Raw genomic sequence first — 18,477 nt, 5'->3', positions numbered from 1 at the left:
TTAATTCAAGTATATAAAAAATACCTGTAGGTTGAACACTCTCTTTTTCGAGTGTCCTTCCTACAGGTACCATTTTACTAAGATCCCCTCCAGTAATTAACTTTTTGCCAATTTAGGCACCAGATTCTCCTGCTTTGGCTCTTCAACCGAGTCTTCCATTGGTGTTGCGCGTTTAATGAAGAAAGCCAGAACAAGTGCAGCTGCAGCGATAAAGGTTGCTACGAAGAAAGCATCGTTAATTCCCTCGAGCATGGCTTTCATTAAGACCTGCTGCTGCATTTCCGCCACAGCAGCTTCAGTCATTTGTCCGCCGTTAGCCATAGCCCCGCCTTTCATCGCTTCTTTCGCAATTTCCGCAGCATGTGTTTCCGTTCTTGTTGACATAACTGTTACCAATAAGGCTGTCCCAATAGCACCTGCCACCTGGTTCAGCGTATTGTTCATTGCAGTTCCATGCGGATAAAGCCTTCTAGGCAGCTGGTTAAGGCCATTTGTTGAAACTGGCATCATAACCATGGACATCCCGAACATCCTGATTGAGTTGAGTATAATCAGCTGAGTATAGGTTGTTTCAAGAGTCAGTCTGCTGAATACATACGTAGTTCCTACTGTAATGGCTAACCCAATGATCGCCAAAATCCGGCCTCCGATTTTATCGAACAGCTTTCCGGTTAATGGCGACATCACAGCCATAACAAGGGCACCTGGAAGCATCATCAATCCTGCATCCAAAGGTGAAATCCCCCTTAATGTCTGAACATAAATCGGAATCAGAATCATTCCTGAGAATAGCGCCATATTTACCGTCATGCTGATAGCAGACGATAGTGCAAACATCGGGTACTTATATACACCAAAATTAAGCATCGGACGTTCTGATTTAGTTTGTTTTAAAATAAACCAAATCAAACTTATGACTCCAACTGCAATTGTTAAAAACACATGAGGGCTGTCCCAGCCCTTGTTACCTGCAGAACTGAACCCGTAAAGTATTCCGCCAAACCCTATACTTGAAAGAACAAGAGAAAACATATCCAGACGGATATTCACTTTTTCCTTTTTGTCTTTCAGCATGACGGCTCCAAGAACTAAAATGACACCCGCAATCGGTGAAAGGAAGTGGAATAGCATTCTCCAATCATAATGTTCAATAATCCATCCTGAGAGAGTTGGCCCAATTGCAGGGGCAAACATTAAGATAAGACCAAATACACCCATGGCTGCTCCGCGTTTTTCAACCGGGAAGCTGATCAGCATTACATTCATCAATAGCGGCATCATAATAGCCGACCCTGAAGCCTGCAGCATTCTGCCTGCCAGCAAAACCGGGAATACGTGAGCAATACCCGCTACAAGCGTACCGATTGTAAATAGTCCCATTGCCACAATAAACAGCCTGCGTACTGTATATTTTTCAATTAAAAAGGCAGTAGCCGGGATCAAAATACCATTTACCAGCATAAAGCCGGTAGTCAGCCACTGCACTGTTGCCGCTTCAATTTCTAAATCTGCCATAATAGATGGCAGTGCAATATTTAACAATGTATTATTCAAAAAGGCAATAAATGCCCCTATCATTAAAACAGCGAGAATCCCATAAGGCGGCCGGTCTGTTTTATTATTTATTGCTTGTTCCATTACATTTCCTCCTGTACTATCAGTTCATTCTTTTATACTCTCGTTACACACAAATCATATAATATACCATCAGTACAATTTTTGCAACAAAAAATCCTTGTAAAATAGAGGGTTTGTGTAAATTAATACAATGAGGTACTATTAAGTTATACACATAGTTCAAATAAAATGACAGGTGATTATAAATGAATAACAGGAAAATGCATGTTATAAAAAAAGCACATCAATTATTTCTGGATAAAGGTTTTCAGGCTACATCCATTCAGGATATCTTAGATTACAGCGGGATTTCAAAAGGGACCTTCTATAATTATTTTTCTTCAAAAAACGAGCTTCTTATCTCTATTTTTAAAACATTGCATGAAAAAATGGAATCAGAACGCAATAAACTTCTTATTGGCCAGGACCCAAGCAGCTTAGAAGTATTCACCCAGCAGATCGAATTACAAATGAATATGAATCGGACCAATAAATTGGTTGCCCTTTTTGAAGAAGTACTTGTTTCAAATGACCCTGAACTCAAGCAGTTTATTAAGGAAGGCCAGCTTAGAATGGTGGATTGGATTTTAAGCCGGTTTATAGAAATCTTTGGTGAGGACAAGAAACCCTATTTACTGGACTGTGCCGTAATGTTCCTTGGCATCCTTCATCATAACGTAAAATACTATACAAAATTCTTTGAATTCACTTCAAGTATTAATCCAGTGGTCCGTTATAGTGTAGAAAGGATAAGGAATGTTGTTGAAGAGGTCAGTTCAGTCGGTGAATACTTGCTGAAGCCTGAACTGATTGAAAATAGATTTAAACAGACAGATCATAGAAATGTGCATACTATCTGCAAATCCATATTGACTTTGAAGAAGTCCATCAAGCAGGAAGATCAGAATGATTGCATGGATCTTCTGGACTTTATCCAGGAAGAAATGATTCATTCGAAAAAACCAAGAAAATTTCTCATTGAAAGCGCACTACAATCTTTAAGCAGGTGTATAGCATTTTTGGATGCCAAAGAATTTGAGAATCTTGAAAATCTGGTTTTATCCTGCTTTAAACATCCGGAAGAAGAACCGGTATAATTCCCAGGCCTGCCCCATTATGCGGGAGGCTTTTTTAGTTATTCCCGCCTATTCATTCATAATCCTTCCAAAAACGGAAACACTACACTTAATGCCAAAAAAACTGGTGATTGCTGAATGAGAAAAGAGTTAAAAAAGAAGAGTCCTGTGTCAGAGGTCGAACTTGACGAGCTGGAAAAGGCATTTTCACGATCTCATGATTTTCAAAAAGGACATTATAGTAATAGACAAACTGGCCTCTGTTTTTCTTTTACTTATTTCAAAACACTGACTGACCAAAAAATGATCACCAAGAGTTTGCTCCCTCAGCTTCTTCTTGGTGAGTTCAACAAAATCGATGATTTGAAAAAGCTTTTGCCATCTGCAAGCATACAAATTTGCGAAGATCTTTCAAAAGCAGAACATATGCTTTTGAATGGCTATGTGATGGTTACATCAGAAGCCGAGAAGCAAAAAGCGGCTTTTATGGCTGCTAAATGTTCTTATGTCAGGGAAATCACACATCCGGAAGTCGAGCAAACGGTTATTGGAGCAAAGGAAGCCTTTATTGAGTCTCTGGAGAATAATTTGAATTTAATCCGCAAACGGCTGCCCATCTCTGAACTGATCATTGAGGAATATATAATCGGAAGCATATCCAGAACAGTAGTGGCCGTTCTCTATATTGAGGGAATTACGAATAAAGATAATGTCAGCATGGTAAAAGAACGAATCGAAAATATTGATTTTGACGAAATCACTGACAGTTCTTACATTGGACAGCTCATTTCAGATAATAAGAATTCTCCCTTTCCTCAGCTGCTGGATACAGAAAGACCGGACAGGGCAGCCGCTGTCCTTGCTGAAGGAAAAATAGTGATAGCCGTAGATGGGTCACCGCATGTACTGATTACCCCTACAACGTTTTCTGAATTCTTCAGTTCCTTTGAAGATTATTTTTTAAATTGGACTATCGCTTCTTTTGCCAGAATATTGCGGGCCTTTTCTGTTATTTTTTCCATACAGATCACGTCCATTTATGTTGCAACGCTTACTTATCATATGGAGCTTGTCCCCACCGATTTATTAGGAACACTGGTAACTTCAAGACAGCATATTCCTTTGCCTCCTTTCTATGAAGCGTTAATGCTTGAACTGGTAATAGAGCTTTTAAGAGAAGCTGGAGCCAGATTGCCTACGAAAGTTGGCCAGACAATCGGTATCGTAGGGGGGATTGTCATCGGGACTGCATCTGTTCAGGCAGGACTGACAAGTAATGTCCTGTTAATCTTTATCGCCCTTGCAGCTCTTGCCGCTTTTACTACACCTGTATATAAGATGAATAATACTATCCGATTTCTAAGATTTCCATTTTTAATATTCGCAAATTTATGGGGTTTTGTAGGTGTGCTGTTCTGTTCCTGTATTTTGTTAACTCATATGATCAGGCTCACATCTCTCGGCAGACCTTTTATGGAGCCGTTTTATCCGCCCAGATATCGGGACTTGAAAGATTCATTTATAAGATTCCCGTTTCAGCCTTTGAGGCCTGTATATTTAAGAACACAAAATCCCCATCGGTTCCAGCCTCAGAAAAAATCAAAGGTTAAGAAAGATATTGATGAATGAATAACTAAAGAGAGCCTGGCTCACAAGTGCCAGGCTCTTATTATGCCTTCTTAGATTTGTCCTCCCATGGTTCAAAGGAAAATGGGATTCCGATCATTTTCGCGGTGAGTTCATCATAGGACACAAGATCTTTCTTGGATAATTCTTTTAATGACTTTTTCCCCATGGCTCTTAATGCCATTTTGATTTCCTCGGTGCTCGCGGTCAAGAATTTTTCCGCCGACTTAGCTCCATCCTCCGTTTTAAATACATCTTTGAATTTCCCCTGGTTCCAGACAGCCTGTGTTGGCGGTTCAAAAGGAAGAGCATTCAATGTTTGTTTATGAGAAACAGTAAACAGCATTACAGATCCCAGATAAACCGCATCCGCTCCAAGCGCCAGAACTTTTAAAAAGTGCCCTGGTGTAAAAAGGCCGCCAGAAACAATTAAGCTGATATCCCCCTTCTTTTTTCTTTTTTCAAGATGGTTTGAGGCACGGGTGATAGCATGCAGGGTTGGTATTCCAAAATCATCTGCCAATAAGGGAGGTGCACCGACAGAAGCCCCTTGTCCCCCATCAACCGCGATGAAATCCACCCCGATTTCGATTAAATGATCAATATCATCTTCGATCTTTCCGCCTGCCCCTATTTTTGCGCCGATCGGGACACCTCCGGACATTTTACGCAGCTCATCCACCAGCTCTTTTAAATCCTTTAATGTCTGTTTTTCAAAAAAATGTTCCATTATATGGGCAGTTTCGTTTTCCTTTAACCCCATGACTTCTCTTGCACGACCGGTTAAATTTTCAGGGGAGATGTTGCCGCCCATACCCAGTGTAGCTCCCTGACCCAGCTTAAGTTCAATCATGTCCGCCCTTTTAATAGTTTTTTCTTCCTTACCCCACTCCGTCTTGGAGAACTGAAGAATGTACTTCCCTGCACTTTCAAGCTCTTCAGGCAGTATTCCGCCTTCACCGGAATTGATGGCTGTTCCTGTATTCTTGGCAGCTGTGGCCAATGCAATTTTGACTTGCTCACTTAAAGCAATTCCATAGGCCATTCCACTAATCATAAGGGGAATTTTGATTTTCATCGGCTTTCTCGCTTTTGGACCAATTGTCACTTTCACATCAACGTCTTCCTCACCGTCAATGGGGAAAGGGGATGTCTGTGCAGGGATAAACGTAATTTCTTCAAAATGCGGCCATTTTTTCGATGAGCCAAAGGGACGGTGCAGGACATCACCTGTTTCGGCCCGCAGGTTATTTTCAAGCGCATTTTGAATGCCCATATGCTTAAAGCCGGGAATCAGCTCAATGAGGTTTTCCTGATAGCTGTCAGTCATTATAATTTTTCCTGCCTGCTTCACTGCACGCTTCATGATCCAGCGCCAGCCGATAACAAGCATAAATAATAAAAAAATATATAATAAGGAAATCATTACAAGTGTTGCAATTAATAATATATTGGTCATTAGTCTTCTCCAAAAGAACTTTTTGATTCCATTATCTCCATTGAGAGGGAATTTAACCTATGACTTTTCGGCTTTTGGAATAATCACAAAGCTGGAAGTAAACTCTATGTGAAAATATAAAATGAGGTGAAATGATGGACAACCGCGGGAATGTTCAGTCGAATAATATTAATGAAGAAAACCTAGTTAAAGGAAGTCTCCTTGAATCTATGATGGAGCCTATGGACCAGCTATCTAAGATTCCTCCCGAGAAAACAGACAGAAGAACCAGTGATGGAGAGATGAATTAACTAAAGAAGCCGGCATTTTCGGATGCCGGCTGTTATTTGCACATAGAGTATTTTGATTAGTTTCATCGAATCTTATAAATTCTTGCTTCATGCGGAAGCAGTATTTCTTCATTTTTACCAAAGTCATTATTATAATTAGAAAGAATCAGTTCCCGATTTGCAAAGCCATCAAATGTGAACGCCTGCTGCTCGTCGCCATGGTTTAAAACAATCAGCCAGGTTACATCTTTATAGGAGCGTGTATAAACATACAAGTGTTCATCATCTTGCAATAGATCCTTATAGTCTCCGTAAACCATAACCTCGTTTTGTTTTCTTAATTCTATCAGCTTTTGGTAAAAATAATACACCGAGTCTGGATCCTTCAGAGCTGCTTCGGCATTGATTTCTTTATAATTCGGATTCACTTTGATCCATGGCTCACCAGCTGTAAAGCCTGCCTGGCTGCTGGCGTTCCACTGCATCGGCGTCCTGGAGTTATCACGGCTCAAAAGCAATAAGCTTTCAAAAACCTCCTGAGGATCACGCCCTTTTGAAACTTCTTCATGATATTTATTTTTCATAGCAATATCATTGTAGTCATTAATGGAATCAAATCTCACACCTGTCATGCCGATTTCTTCGCCCTGATAGATATAAGGAGTTCCAGGCAAGGTATGAATCATAGCTGCCAAAAGCTTCGCAGACTGAATATGGTACTGGCTATCATTTCCATAGCGGGTAACCTGTCTTGTGTGATCATGGTTGTTAAGGAATTGCGAATTCCACCCTTTTTGCTTAAGGCCTTCATGCCAGCTTGTTTGGATTTCCTTGAATCTCAGCATATCCCATACCGGCATTTCATCTGCCACCTGAAAATGGAACAGAGTGTTCAGTTCATTTCTGCTTTCATCCACATAGAGCAGTCCCTCTTCTGGTGAAACAAACGGGATCTCACCCACAGTCATCACATCATAATGCTGAAGGACTTCACTGTGCATTTCCTGAAGATAGTCATGGATTCCGGGGTTATTGGCCAGGTAGCTTATATCATAAGGATTCTCAGCATCTGATAAATCTTCTCTTTTGGCCAGTAAATTAATCACATCCATTCGAAACCCGTTAATGCCTTTATCCAGCCAGAAGCGCATCATTCTGTAGATTTCCTGGCGCAGTTCAGGATTTTCCCAATTAAGATCCGGCTGTTCGACTGCAAAGGAATGATAATAATATTGTCCTGTTGTTTTGTCCCATTCCCAGCAGGATGGAGCAAAATAGGAGCGCCAATTATTTGGCTCCCTGCCATCCTTTGGATCCTTCCAAATATACCAATCTCTTTTCGGATTATTTTTTGAGGAGCGTGATTCTAAAAACCAGGGATGCTGGTCAGAAGTATGGTTCACAACCAGATCCATAATGACCTTCATCCCACGCTGATGTATTTCGTGGATCAGCTCATCGAAAGCTGCCATATCACCGGCTTTTTCCATAATCCCATAATAATCTGAAATATCATAGCCATTATCCCGGTCTGGTGATTGATAAAAGGGATTCAGCCAAATCACATCAGCGCCAAGATTCTTAATATAATCAAGCTTTTTTATAACCCCTCTTAAATCACCATAGCCATCACCATCGGAATCAAAAAAGCTTCTCCAGTAAATTTGATATACAACAGCTTCTTTCCACCACTTTTTACTCACAGGGCCACCTCATTATCATCAATTCTTCGTAAAAAAGGGCCCTAAAAAGGCCCTGTCATTATTTTTTCAAACTGTACACTCTAGCTTCATATGGCTTGAGTGTCAGGTTATCAATTTCTTCATTTTCATCTGCAGTCAAGTTGGATATCAGTAATTCCTTAGACGAATAAAGGACATGTCCCGGCAGCTTAAAGTCCGGTGTTCCATCACTGAAGTTGCAGATTACAAGCAGCTGGTCATCACCCAGAGTTCGTGTAAAAGCAAAAATTTGCTCATTCTCTTCCATTAGTAAATCGAATGTTCCATATACAATCACTTCATTTTGCTTTCTAAGCTGAATGAGCTTCTTATAAAAATGGAAGATAGAGTCTTCGTCTTTTAAGACTGCTTCTGCATTAATCTCCTCGTAATTCGGGTTCACATTGATCCAAGGGTTTCCGTCTGTAAAGCCTGCATTCGGGCCGGCATCCCACTGAACAGGCGTTCTCGCATTATCCCTGCCTCTCTCATGAATGCCTTTGAAAATTTCATCATGTGTTAAGGAATCCGGTGTAAGATCACGGTAGGCATTCAATGTTTCGATATCACGGTAATCATTGATATCATTGAACTTAACATTTGTCATGCCGATTTCCTCGCCCTGGTAAATATAAGGAGTCCCCTGCATCATATGAAGGCAAACAGCAATCATCTTACCAGAAGTTACCCGGTATTCCTCTGAATCATTTCCCCATCTGGAGATGGCGCGGGGCTGATCATGGTTGCTCCAGTACAGACTGTTCCAGCCATCTTCTTCAAGGCCCTTTTGCCACTTGTTGAAGATCTCTTTCAAATCAGTCAATTTCCAGGGGCGGGGATCCCATTTGCCGTATTGTCCATCTCCAAGACCCACATGTTCAAAATGGAATACCATATTTAATTCATTTCTGTCCCGGCCGGTGTAGAGTTTACCTTCATCAACTGTTACACCAGGCATCTCGCCGACCGTAATGGTATCATACGGGCTAAGGGCTTCTTTGTTCATTTCCTGCAGGAACTCATGAATTCTTGGACCGTTCATATAATACTTGCTGCCGTCGCCATATTTATGTCCTTCACGGACCTTCCCTTGTGGATAGCTCGTATCTTTTGAAATGAAATTGACGACATCCATGCGGAATCCATCAATGCCTTTATCCAGCCAGAAGCGCATCATTTCATACACTTCATTTCGCAGAACAGGATTTTCCCAGTTCAAGTCAGGCTGCTTTTTGCTGAACAGATGCAGATAATATTCACCGGTTTGTTCATCATATTCCCATACACTTCCGCCAAACGCTGCTCCCCAGTTAGTAGGGGGCTCGCCATTGTCCGTCTTTTTCCAGATATAATAATCACGATATGGATTATCTTTAGATTTTCGCGATTCCTGGAACCATTGATGTTCATCGCTTGAATGGTTAACAACAAGGTCCATCATGATTTTGATGCCGTATTCATGGGCTTTTGCCAGCATGCCATCAAAGTCTTCCATAGTTCCGAACTCATCCATAATATTACGGTAATCTGAGATGTCATAGCCATTATCATCATTAGGTGACTTGTAAACGGGGGATAGCCAGATAACGTCGATCCCCAATTCGGCTAAGTATGGAATTTTTTCAGTGATACCGTTGATATCGCCAATCCCGTCCCCATTTGAATCATTGAAGCTTCTTGGGTAGATTTGATAAATAACGCTTTCTTTCCACCATGTTTTGTTCAATTATTACAACTCCGATCAAAGAATAATTTCATCTTTATTTTATTGAACCCTTCATTACACCGCTTATGATCCATTTTTGAGCAAAGATGTACACAATAATCATTGGCGCAAGTGCCATTAAATAGGAGGCAAATGCAAGATTATAATCTGTGCTGAATTGGCCCTGGAAAATGTACTGCACCAGGGGAAGTGTGGCCATTTCCCGATCGCTCAGCAGGACAAGCGGAAGCATGAAGTCATTCCATGCGCCTAGGCTCGTAATGATGGCGACTGTTGCATTCATTGGTGCCAGAAGCGGAAAAATGACTTTCCAGAACACACCCCATGTGGTTGCTCCGTCCATAATAGCTGCTTCTTCCAGTTCAACTGGAATGGCACGAATGTAGCCAATATAGATAAACACATTAAAAGAAAGGTTGAAGACGATATACAAAATGATTAATCCAACCAGGTTATCCATTCCCCATGCACTGGTCTGTTTGACAAGCGGGAGCATGATGATTGGAAAAGGAATAAACATCGCGCTTAAAAAATAGAAGTATAGGAACTTATAAAACTTCTTATGAAGATTTCTGGCGATGGCATAAGATACAAGCGAGTTCGTTAACACAGTAAAAATGACAACAAATATTGTAACAAATGCACTGTTTTTAAACGCATTAAAGAAATTAGTCATTTCGATGGCCTGTGCAAAGTTGTCAAATGACCACGATTTAGGAAGAGCAAGTAAATTCCCTGCCATTTCAGGCGGTGTTTTAAACGCAATGGTAATGGTTAAATACAGTGGAAAAAGAATGAGCAATGAACCTAAGATTAATAGAGTGGTCACAAGCCAGCTCGTTTTTTTGCGATTCATTAGTTTTCCACCTCTCTTTTATTTAAGAATTTCAGCTGAATAACAGAAAAGACGATGATGACGATGAAGTATATGACCGCATTAGCTGATTGATAGGCAAATTCGCCGCCTTCAAATCCTCCTCTGTAAATTAACAAGGAAATGGATTCGGTCGACTTTCCAGGACCTCCTCCAGTCAAGGCAACAATCTGATCAAAGACCATAAGGAAGTTTTTCAATGAGAGAACCATATTAATGGTGAAAAATGGCGCGATGAGCGGAAACGTAATTTTCCAAAACTTTGTCCAGACACCGGCACCGTCAATGCTTGCTGCTTCATATAAATCCTCTGAAATTGTCACAAGCCCTGCAAGATGCAAAATCGTATTAAAGGATACAGCCTGCCAAACGGCTACAATGACAATTCCGATCCAGGCAAGGTCCGGGTTTCCAAGAATATTTCGGGTCAAAAATTCCCATCCGAATGCATCGCCAATCTGCGGCAGGAAATGAGCAAAAATAAAATTAAAGATAAAGCCAACAATCAAGATACTCAGAATGTAAGGCAGGAAGTAGATTGCCCGAAGCGTTTTGTGAAACTTTATCTTGGAATTAAGCCCGATGGCCACAAGAAGGCTTATGATATTGACCAAAATGGTCGCAACAATGGCAAATTTAAAAGTAAATAAGTAGGCATCCCCTGCCCGTTCATCTTTAAAAACGTTTAAGTAATTTTTTAACCCAACGAAATTCCAATCTCCATACCCTTTCCAATCTGTAAAGCTGTAAAAAATCCCCTGCAAAGCGGGAAAGCTGTGGAAAATGAAGAAAAGAAGGAAAGCGGGTATGGTAATGATGAGAAACACACTGTTTTTCTTTTTCATAACGACAACTCCTTTTTAGAAGGCCAGGAAATCCATAAGGTTCCCTGGCCCGATGCCTTTAGCGGTTTTGAACTTTTTCCCATTCGCTGTCCATTTTCTTCAGGAATTTTTCTTTATCTTTCTTGATCAGGAATTCCTGAACAAGGTTTTCTGCTCCCATGCCCGCAGGGTAATAGTGATCGGGGAAGCTTGTGATGGTGCCATTTTCAAAGTTAGCTTTGATTCCTTCAAACACAGGATCTTCCTGATACACTCCTTCAATGGCTGAGAAAGCTTTCTGCTCGTCAATATACTTTTGAGCCGTGTCTTTATTCATCATGAATTCAGCAAATTTCATCGCTTCTTCTTTATGCTCAGTGTCTTTGCTGACTGCTAAAAGAACATCTACACCAGAAACAAGTTTGTTTTGTGCAGGATCGTTTGTAACAGGCATTGGGAATACACCAAGTTCCATGTCAGGATTTGCTTTAAGAATTTCAGGGATTGCCCAGTTGCCCTGCAGGTAAAAAACAGATTTGCCAGCCGCAAATGCATTGTTTCCATCCCCGTAAGCGACACCCATATTGTCCTTGTGGCCAAATTGAACTAAAGTAGCCATCTTGTCTGCAACTTCATCATATTTATCCGCGAAAGAAGTTTCACCTGCGTTTTTCTTTTCCGCAAAATCTTCACCTGCTACATTAGCGCCAAGTGAGTTCCATGCAATCATGCCTGTCCAGGCATCTTTTAATGTGAAGTAGATTGGTGTGTCACCGGCAGCTTTTACCTTTTCCAGGCTGGCAATGAATTCATCCCAGGTAGTTGGGACTTCAAGGCCATGTTCTTCAAACTTTGCTTTGTTATAAATTACGGCATTCGCATTTGTAGCATATGGAAGTCCGAAAGTGCCTTCTTCTTCAGGTCCGACAAGACGATTGATCATATCGATATAGGATGGCTGAACTGTTTTAGCTAAATCTGTCCCTGAAAAATCCTCAAGAACGCCTGCACGGCCAAGCTCGCCGTATGTAGCATTACCAGCGATAGACATGATGTCAGGCAGATCGTTTTTGGTCAAACGTGTTTTCAAAACTGTTTCTGCTTCCGGCGGTGCATCTAATTTAATTTTAATGTCTGGATTTTTCGCTTCAAATTCTTTAATTAATCCTTTGTACGTTTCGATGCTTTCTGATTTATTAGAGAACAACTCAAGCGTTACTTTTCCATCTTCAGCACCATCAGATGAACATCCAGCCAGTAAAGATGCTCCTAAAGTTAATGCCATTACACCTGCAGTCATTTTTTTTAACATGATAGATCCCCCTATTTGTTTTATAGTTAAATCACGTAAACGTTTACGTAATTAACCTGAGAAAAAGAGAGTTATGACTTGCTCTCTTTCACACTCATTCTTTCAATGATTTTATGCTGCATGATCCGGCTTTCCGGAGTTTCGCCTGTTTCTAAAATGGAAAAAAGCATTTCTGCAGCCGTTTCACCCATTTTTGCGAGAGGCTGTTCTACTGTTGTCAGCGGCGGAATGGACATTTCAGCAAGATTCAAGTTATCATATCCTATAACAGACACTTCGTCTGGGACCCTTATTCCCATCTGATAAGCTGCTGATAAGGCACCTATAGCCATTTCGTCACTTGCTGCAAATATTGCCGTTGCATCCGGAAACTGTTTGATAAGACTTTTCAAGCCCTCAACACCATCAGGAAATGTAAATCCCCTGCTGAATACAATATTTTCAGACCCCAGCGGTATGTTATGATCGGTCAAAGCTTTCTTAAATCCTTCAATCCTGGGAATACCCGCGATGATATCCTCCTTGTTCCCGCTTATCATCCCAATTCTGGTATGACCCTTGTCGATTAAATGCTTAGCTGCTGCATATGCTGCATGAAAATCGTTAACTTTTACAAAAGGCACCGGGTACGCATAGGACTCTGTCGAAAGCAGAATCATCGGCATGCTGGTTTTGGTTACAAATTGATAATATTCATCCTTTAGAATTTCACTTGCGAAAATGATTCCGTCTACCCTTTTTTCAATAAGCAGCTGAAGATACTTCATCGTTTTTTCGCCATTTGATTCAGTATGACAGACAATCACACTGGAACCGTTATCATTTGCAGCCTTTTCAATGCCATCCAGCAGATCGGTAACCAATGAGCTCGATAGCTTTGGGAAAAGCACCCCAATCGTATGGGTTCTCTTATTAATTAATCCCCTTGCCACTGCATTTGGCTGATAGCCCAGTTCTTCTATCACTTTAAGAACCTTGAATTTTGTTTTTTCCGAATAACCTCCCTGGCCATTCAAAATCCTGGAGACTGTTGCAATAGAGACATTTGCCTTTTTGGCAACATCTTTGATGGTATAGGACATATCCCACCTGCTTTAAGTTACTGATTTTTTGTAACGAAAACGTTTACGCTGTAATATTATCATGAAGTGTAAGCCTTTTCAATATTTTTTAAAAAATTTTTTAAAAATTGTATATACATCTAGTCATTGAAAAAGAGCCTATAAAGGCTCCACGATAAATTTTGCAATGCTGCACATTTATGAATACAATATCATTCCTAATTATCTTCTTCCGTATAGAAACGGGCTAATTCCATTACCGCACTGCCTATCCTTTCAACTTCAGGGAAAATGACTCTAATAATCCCTTCTTCATATAAAGCTTGAGCAGTTACCTTTCCAACAGATAACGCAACAGCTTTTTCCGAAAAACAGGTTTTCAATTGTTCTTCTGTATTCTTTTGGCGAGCGAAGCTGAATAAATTCCTCACTTGTGGAGTACTTGTAAAAAATACGGAATCGAGCTTTCCGTCAAGGATCTCTGAAAGCAGCAGACTCATCACTTTTTCCTCCGGAGGAATATGGGTATATGGAAGAATCTCTTCATAGTCGGCCTGGTTATCTTCCAGCCATTGTTTTAGGACCGGTGCAGGGTCGCCGTGAAGCTGCAGAGCTACTTTCATGCCTTTTAGAGGATATGCTGAGAGCTCTCGAAGTAATCCTGCCATGCTGCCGTCATCATCCCGAACTGCAGGTATAATATTAAGTTTTTTCAGCATGTTGGCGGTTTTGTATCCCCTTGCAGCAATATTTGCTTTTTGCAGGCTGCTGATCAGGGCATCACTCTTATTCATTTCAAGAGCAGTTTGATAAATGGTTTCAACACCGATTCCAGTCGTAAAAATAATCCAATCGAAGCTGCACTCAGTCAGCATTTCTACATGGTCCTGGAGTTTTTCATCTTTCAGGAGTGATGTTCCCTGAGCGGGCCTGCTGACAGCAACCCCTCCCTGATTCTCCACCAATTTACTGATATCTTCTATTTTCCGTGAACCTAAAAGTGCAACTTTTTTGCCGGCAAGCTTTTTCATTTTTACTCCCCCTCGGTATGTACATCTATATGAATCATAATAAAAGATACATTACAATTAAACAGTGATTAAGCACTTTAGCAATACATATTTTACTTTCGTCCAGTGGTTTTATTTTTTTATTAAAAGGGATGCCATAAAAAAACTGCCTGCAGGCTCTCCCACAGGCAGTGTTAATTTATTTATCAGCTGGTTCAGTTTCAGACGTTCCATCAGGTTCTTCGCTCTTCTTGATTACCCCATTGTTTTCTGCTTTGTAATCGTATTTTGAACGATCAACCGGTTCGAAGTTTTCCGGTTGGTAGAAGCGGAGAAGATCACCGTTTACCACCTTATCAGATAGCGCCAATTTCTGCTCAGCACTTTCCTGGAGTTTTTTCGCTTCTTCAAAACGGCTTTCATCCAGCAGTTCACCCGTTGTAGAGTCATAATACTTTCCGTCAACAGATGAAATGGTAGGGCTCATGAAGTCTCCGTTACGGAACGGTACAAGGTCATCATGATTTTCTGAAAATAAGTCTGTACCGAATTGCAGATACTGTTTAGTATCAATACCTAGCAAGTGCATCAGTGTTGGCATCAGGTCGATCTGACCGCCGAATTCATGGTTTACTCCGCCTTCCATGCCAGGCACGCGGATGAATAGAGGCACACGCTGCAGACCGGCACTATCAAATGGTGTAATTTCCTTGCCAAGCACTTTTTCCATTGCTTTATTGTGGTTCTTGGAAATTCCATAATGGTCACCATACATGACAATGACTGAGTTCTCATACAGGCCGGAAGCCTTCAGCTGTTCAAAGAACTGTTTAAGCGCTTCGTCAGCATAACGGGCTGTCTGGAAGTAGTTATCAACTGATTTATCCCCTGTAGTATGAGGCTCAATTGTCGCCATTTCCTGATCCATATGATACGGATAGTGATGGGAAACAGTAATGAATTTAGAATAGAACGGCTGCTTCAGCGACTTTAGATACGGCATCGATTGTTCAAAGAACGGCTTATCCATTAGACCGTAGTCAGCCATGTTTTCAGGTTTTAAATCAAAATAATCTGCATCAAAAAAGTTATCATATCCAAACGATTTATAAATTTCGTTACGGTTCCAGAAGCTTCCGGAGTTGCCGTGGAAGACTGCAGAAGTATATCCTTTATCCTTCAGAATTGCCGGTGCTGCATTGTACGTATTCATGCCTTTTGTTGTAAACGCAGAACCCTGCGGCAGCCCATATAGGGAGTTCTCAAGGATAAACTCAGCATCTGCTGTTTTCCCTTGTGCAGTCTGGTGGAAGAAGTTATCAAAATACGTTGTATTTTCTTCTTCTATCAGCGAGTTCAGGAATGGTGTTACTTCTTCACCATGCAGTTCATAATTCATTAAGAATGTCTGAATGGATTCAAGATGAAGGTAGATCACATTCATGCCTTCGGCTTTTCCAAAATACTTCGGATTTGGCTCAGCATAATTCGATTTAGTAAAGTTAATGACTTCGGTTGTATCACTGCTATCCGCCATAACTCTTTGTGCAGAGGCCTTTGTGCTTTGCACTGCATCATAGATCGTATAATTGTACATGCCTAAATATTTCACAATATAGTTACGGTCAAAACCTCTTGTCAAAAGCTCAGGGCGGTCTGTTTCAGCCAGGCCCAGATTTGCAAAGGAAATGGCAAGCGACGCATAGATTAAAGCTGCTGATCTGCGGCGAGTCAAATCCTTTGTTTCGATTTTAACGGCTTTAAAAATAAGCAAGCCGGCAAGAACGATGAAATCAAGGAAGAAAAAGATATCAGTTGGCTGTAATAGTGAGCTGATGCTTCCGCTGACATCACCGAAGTTCTGTGTCTGCGTCAATGTCGGCAGTGTAATAAAGTCATTAAAGAAACGGTAGTACACTGCATTTGCAAACAGCAGGAACGACAGGAAGAAATACATAACCATCAAAGCGATATATTTTCTTCTGCCTTTAAAAAAGAATGCAATTCCTAAAAACAGCAGTGAAGATCCCAGCGGGTTAATGAATAAGAGGAACTGCTGCAAGGCACTTTCAATGCCTAAATTAAATTGTGTCATTTGAGTAATATACGTTTTCATCCAGAGCAGAAATACTGCTAAAAAGAAAAAGCCTATATATTTATTCAATATATCCTGACTTTTATGAAGTAAAGTATTCAAAATCATACACCTGCCTTCTAGCACATTATTGTAACATATTTCGCTAGTAATTTTAAAATTTAAAGCTGGAAATCAGCCTAATTATTAGTTTACCTGATAAATATTAATAATCTATGAACAGTCAAAAAAGCACTGCACAAGAATATAACTATACTCGCATTTAACAAAATGTCAAGCATGTCCAGATAAACTGTTCTTTTAACAAAAATTGGGTGACTGCCCTGATTACAGCCTAAGCTGAATATTGCACATTAATAAATGCGGCACGTCTATATAGACGAATGAAATGCAAAATGGTTTCACTTTTTATGTAAAAACTTATGAATCTATAATTTTCCAGGGAAGGAGAAAAATCAGACAACAGCCAATATATATGAAGAATGGTAATCAATTATACATAAAGGCGGAAGATTTTATGGACAAGAAACAGCAAATTAATGAGTATATGGACATTCTCGCCGAGGGCAATTATTTTAATGGATCGGTACTTGCCGCACATAAAGGAGAAGTCATTCTGAATAAAGGATATGGACTATCAAGCTATCAATATGCCATTGAAAACACGTCTGTTACCAGATTCAGGATTGGCTCTTTAACAAAGTCATTTACCGCCGCAGCTGTCCTTTTGCTTCACCAGCATGGGAGACTGAATCTTTCCGACAAGATTAATGCATATATTAACAATTTTCCTTCTGCAAACGGTGTGACCATCCACCATTTATTAAGCCATTCTTCAGGTGTGGCTGATTTCACTTTCTCTTCTGAATACTGGGAGAAATATATGCGTCTTCCTTCCAGCCTGAAACAATCCGTCAATTGGATTAAAAGCAGGCCGCTGCAATTTAAGCCCGGTAAAGACATGCAATATAGCAATGCAGGCTATCTGCTCCTGACTGCTTTAATTGAAATCGTTTCAGGTGTACCCTATGAACAATTCCTCCTGGAGAATATTTTTAAACCACTTCAACTAAAAAATACAGGAATTGATAATGGCCGCAAGATTGTAAAGGACTTGGCCAGCGGTCATTCGGTCTGGGAAGAGGTAATTAACACAGAATTTGTCGATATGAGCATCCCACAGGGAGCATATGGTATGTACAGCACAGCCGAGGATCTATACACGTGGACAGAAAGTTTGCGGAATGGCGTACTGCTAAACAAAAGCATGACCTCAAAAATGTTTACAGCCAGCTATGGGGGATATGGCTATGGCTGGTTTATTAGCGGCAATTCGGAGACAGCCAGACACTCTGGGGACATTAATGGCTTTACAAACGAACTGTTGATGAACTTTAAAGAGGATCTGACCATTATCGTGTTGAGTAATGTTAATATCACTCCAGCGAACAAAATATGTGAGGATATATCCAAAATCATATTAGGTAAGGAAGTTCGTATACCCGAAAGGTTTGTACCTTCAATAACCTCTTTCCCTTGGGAAATTCTGATTGGCGAATACAAATCTAATGAACTATATTCTGAAGTCCATTGGGAAAAAAATAAATTGTTTGTGACTATGCCAAAGAAATATGGGGCACTATACAAATATGAATTAAAGCCTTTTAGCCTTGCAGATGACAAAGCTATTTTCAAATCAGAATTGGTGTACGAGGATTTTACGTTTGACTTGAAGGGTCACTGTCTCGAGTTTGTAGATGTATATGGAAAAACGCATATTCTAAAACAACAAACCGCACTGTAGGTG

14 protein-coding genes are annotated in these 18,477 nt (G+C 40.5%); 4 read left to right on the top strand and 10 right to left on the bottom strand.

What is annotated here, in order from left to right; all coding sequences use genetic code 11:
* Positions 1-96 precede the first annotated feature (96 nt).
* Complete coding sequence (locus ACTHRG_RS22805; protein WP_076256153.1) at positions 97-1,638, bottom strand: DHA2 family efflux MFS transporter permease subunit; 1,542 nt, start codon at positions 1,636-1,638, stop codon at positions 97-99.
* Positions 1,639-1,823: 185 nt separating this feature from the next.
* On the opposite strand from ACTHRG_RS22805, the gene ACTHRG_RS22800 reads away from it, so the two are divergent.
* Together ACTHRG_RS22800 and ACTHRG_RS22795 are read left to right on the top strand one after the other, a co-directional pair.
* Positions 1,824-2,714 carry a TetR/AcrR family transcriptional regulator gene (locus ACTHRG_RS22800; RefSeq protein WP_076256151.1) on the top strand — a complete coding sequence of 297 codons (891 nt, stop codon included), beginning with the start codon at positions 1,824-1,826 and terminating at the stop codon, positions 2,712-2,714.
* 117 nt (positions 2,715-2,831) lie between these two features.
* Positions 2,832-4,322 carry a spore germination protein gene (locus ACTHRG_RS22795; RefSeq protein ID WP_076256149.1) on the top strand — a complete coding sequence of 497 codons (1,491 nt, stop codon included), beginning with the start codon at positions 2,832-2,834 and terminating at the stop codon, positions 4,320-4,322.
* A gap of 40 nt (positions 4,323-4,362) precedes the next feature.
* Here ACTHRG_RS22795 and ACTHRG_RS22790 read toward each other — a convergent pair whose 3' ends face one another.
* Positions 4,363-5,778, bottom strand: a complete 1,416-nt coding sequence (locus tag ACTHRG_RS22790; RefSeq protein WP_076256146.1) for an FMN-binding glutamate synthase family protein — start codon at positions 5,776-5,778, stop codon at positions 4,363-4,365.
* Positions 5,779-5,909: 131 nt separating this feature from the next.
* On the opposite strand from ACTHRG_RS22790, the gene ACTHRG_RS22785 reads away from it, so the two are divergent.
* The gene (locus ACTHRG_RS22785; protein WP_175609035.1) at positions 5,910-6,068 is read left to right on the top strand and encodes a hypothetical protein; all 159 of its coding nucleotides are present in this window, start codon (positions 5,910-5,912) and stop codon (positions 6,066-6,068) included.
* Positions 6,069-6,130: 62 nt separating this feature from the next.
* Here the strand turns inward: ACTHRG_RS22785 and ACTHRG_RS22780 are convergent, their stop codons facing one another.
* The 8 genes from ACTHRG_RS22780 to ACTHRG_RS22745 all read right to left on the bottom strand — a co-directional run bounded on the left by ACTHRG_RS22780 (position 6,131) and on the right by ACTHRG_RS22745 (position 16,778).
* The gene (locus ACTHRG_RS22780) at positions 6,131-7,750 is read right to left on the bottom strand and encodes a glycoside hydrolase family 13 protein (protein ID WP_076256144.1); all 1,620 of its coding nucleotides are present in this window, start codon (positions 7,748-7,750) and stop codon (positions 6,131-6,133) included.
* 58 nt (positions 7,751-7,808) lie between these two features.
* Positions 7,809-9,494, bottom strand: a complete 1,686-nt coding sequence (locus ACTHRG_RS22775) for a glycoside hydrolase family 13 protein (protein ID WP_076256141.1) — start codon at positions 9,492-9,494, stop codon at positions 7,809-7,811.
* A 34-nt stretch (positions 9,495-9,528) separates the two neighbouring features.
* The gene (locus ACTHRG_RS22770) at positions 9,529-10,350 is read right to left on the bottom strand and encodes a carbohydrate ABC transporter permease (RefSeq protein WP_035330520.1); all 822 of its coding nucleotides are present in this window, start codon (positions 10,348-10,350) and stop codon (positions 9,529-9,531) included.
* A complete protein-coding gene (locus ACTHRG_RS22765; protein ID WP_440232102.1) occupies positions 10,350-11,213 on the bottom strand; it encodes a carbohydrate ABC transporter permease in 864 nt (287 codons plus the stop codon). Before ACTHRG_RS22765 ends, ACTHRG_RS22770 begins: the two co-directional genes overlap by 1 nt.
* 58 nt (positions 11,214-11,271) lie before the next feature.
* Positions 11,272-12,504, bottom strand: a complete 1,233-nt coding sequence (locus ACTHRG_RS22760) for an ABC transporter substrate-binding protein (RefSeq protein WP_440232101.1) — start codon at positions 12,502-12,504, stop codon at positions 11,272-11,274.
* A 71-nt stretch (positions 12,505-12,575) separates the two neighbouring features.
* The gene (locus tag ACTHRG_RS22755; RefSeq protein ID WP_440232100.1) at positions 12,576-13,586 is read right to left on the bottom strand and encodes a LacI family DNA-binding transcriptional regulator; all 1,011 of its coding nucleotides are present in this window, start codon (positions 13,584-13,586) and stop codon (positions 12,576-12,578) included.
* A gap of 197 nt (positions 13,587-13,783) precedes the next feature.
* Positions 13,784-14,596, bottom strand: a complete 813-nt coding sequence (locus ACTHRG_RS22750; RefSeq protein ID WP_440232099.1) for a uroporphyrinogen-III synthase — start codon at positions 14,594-14,596, stop codon at positions 13,784-13,786.
* A gap of 178 nt (positions 14,597-14,774) precedes the next feature.
* Positions 14,775-16,778: an LTA synthase family protein gene (locus ACTHRG_RS22745; RefSeq protein WP_440232098.1), complete on the bottom strand. Its 2,004-nt coding sequence runs from the start codon at positions 16,776-16,778 to the stop codon at positions 14,775-14,777.
* 409 nt (positions 16,779-17,187) lie between these two features.
* On the opposite strand from ACTHRG_RS22745, the gene ACTHRG_RS22740 reads away from it, so the two are divergent.
* The gene (locus tag ACTHRG_RS22740; protein WP_440232097.1) at positions 17,188-18,474 is read left to right on the top strand and encodes a serine hydrolase domain-containing protein; all 1,287 of its coding nucleotides are present in this window, start codon (positions 17,188-17,190) and stop codon (positions 18,472-18,474) included.
* Positions 18,475-18,477 lie beyond the last annotated feature (3 nt).

The organism is Cytobacillus sp. SAFR-174, assembly GCF_051964675.1.
Classification (GTDB): Bacteria; Bacillota; Bacilli; order Bacillales; family Cytobacillaceae; genus Cytobacillus.
This window is presented reverse-complemented; position numbering and strand designations above follow the sequence as displayed.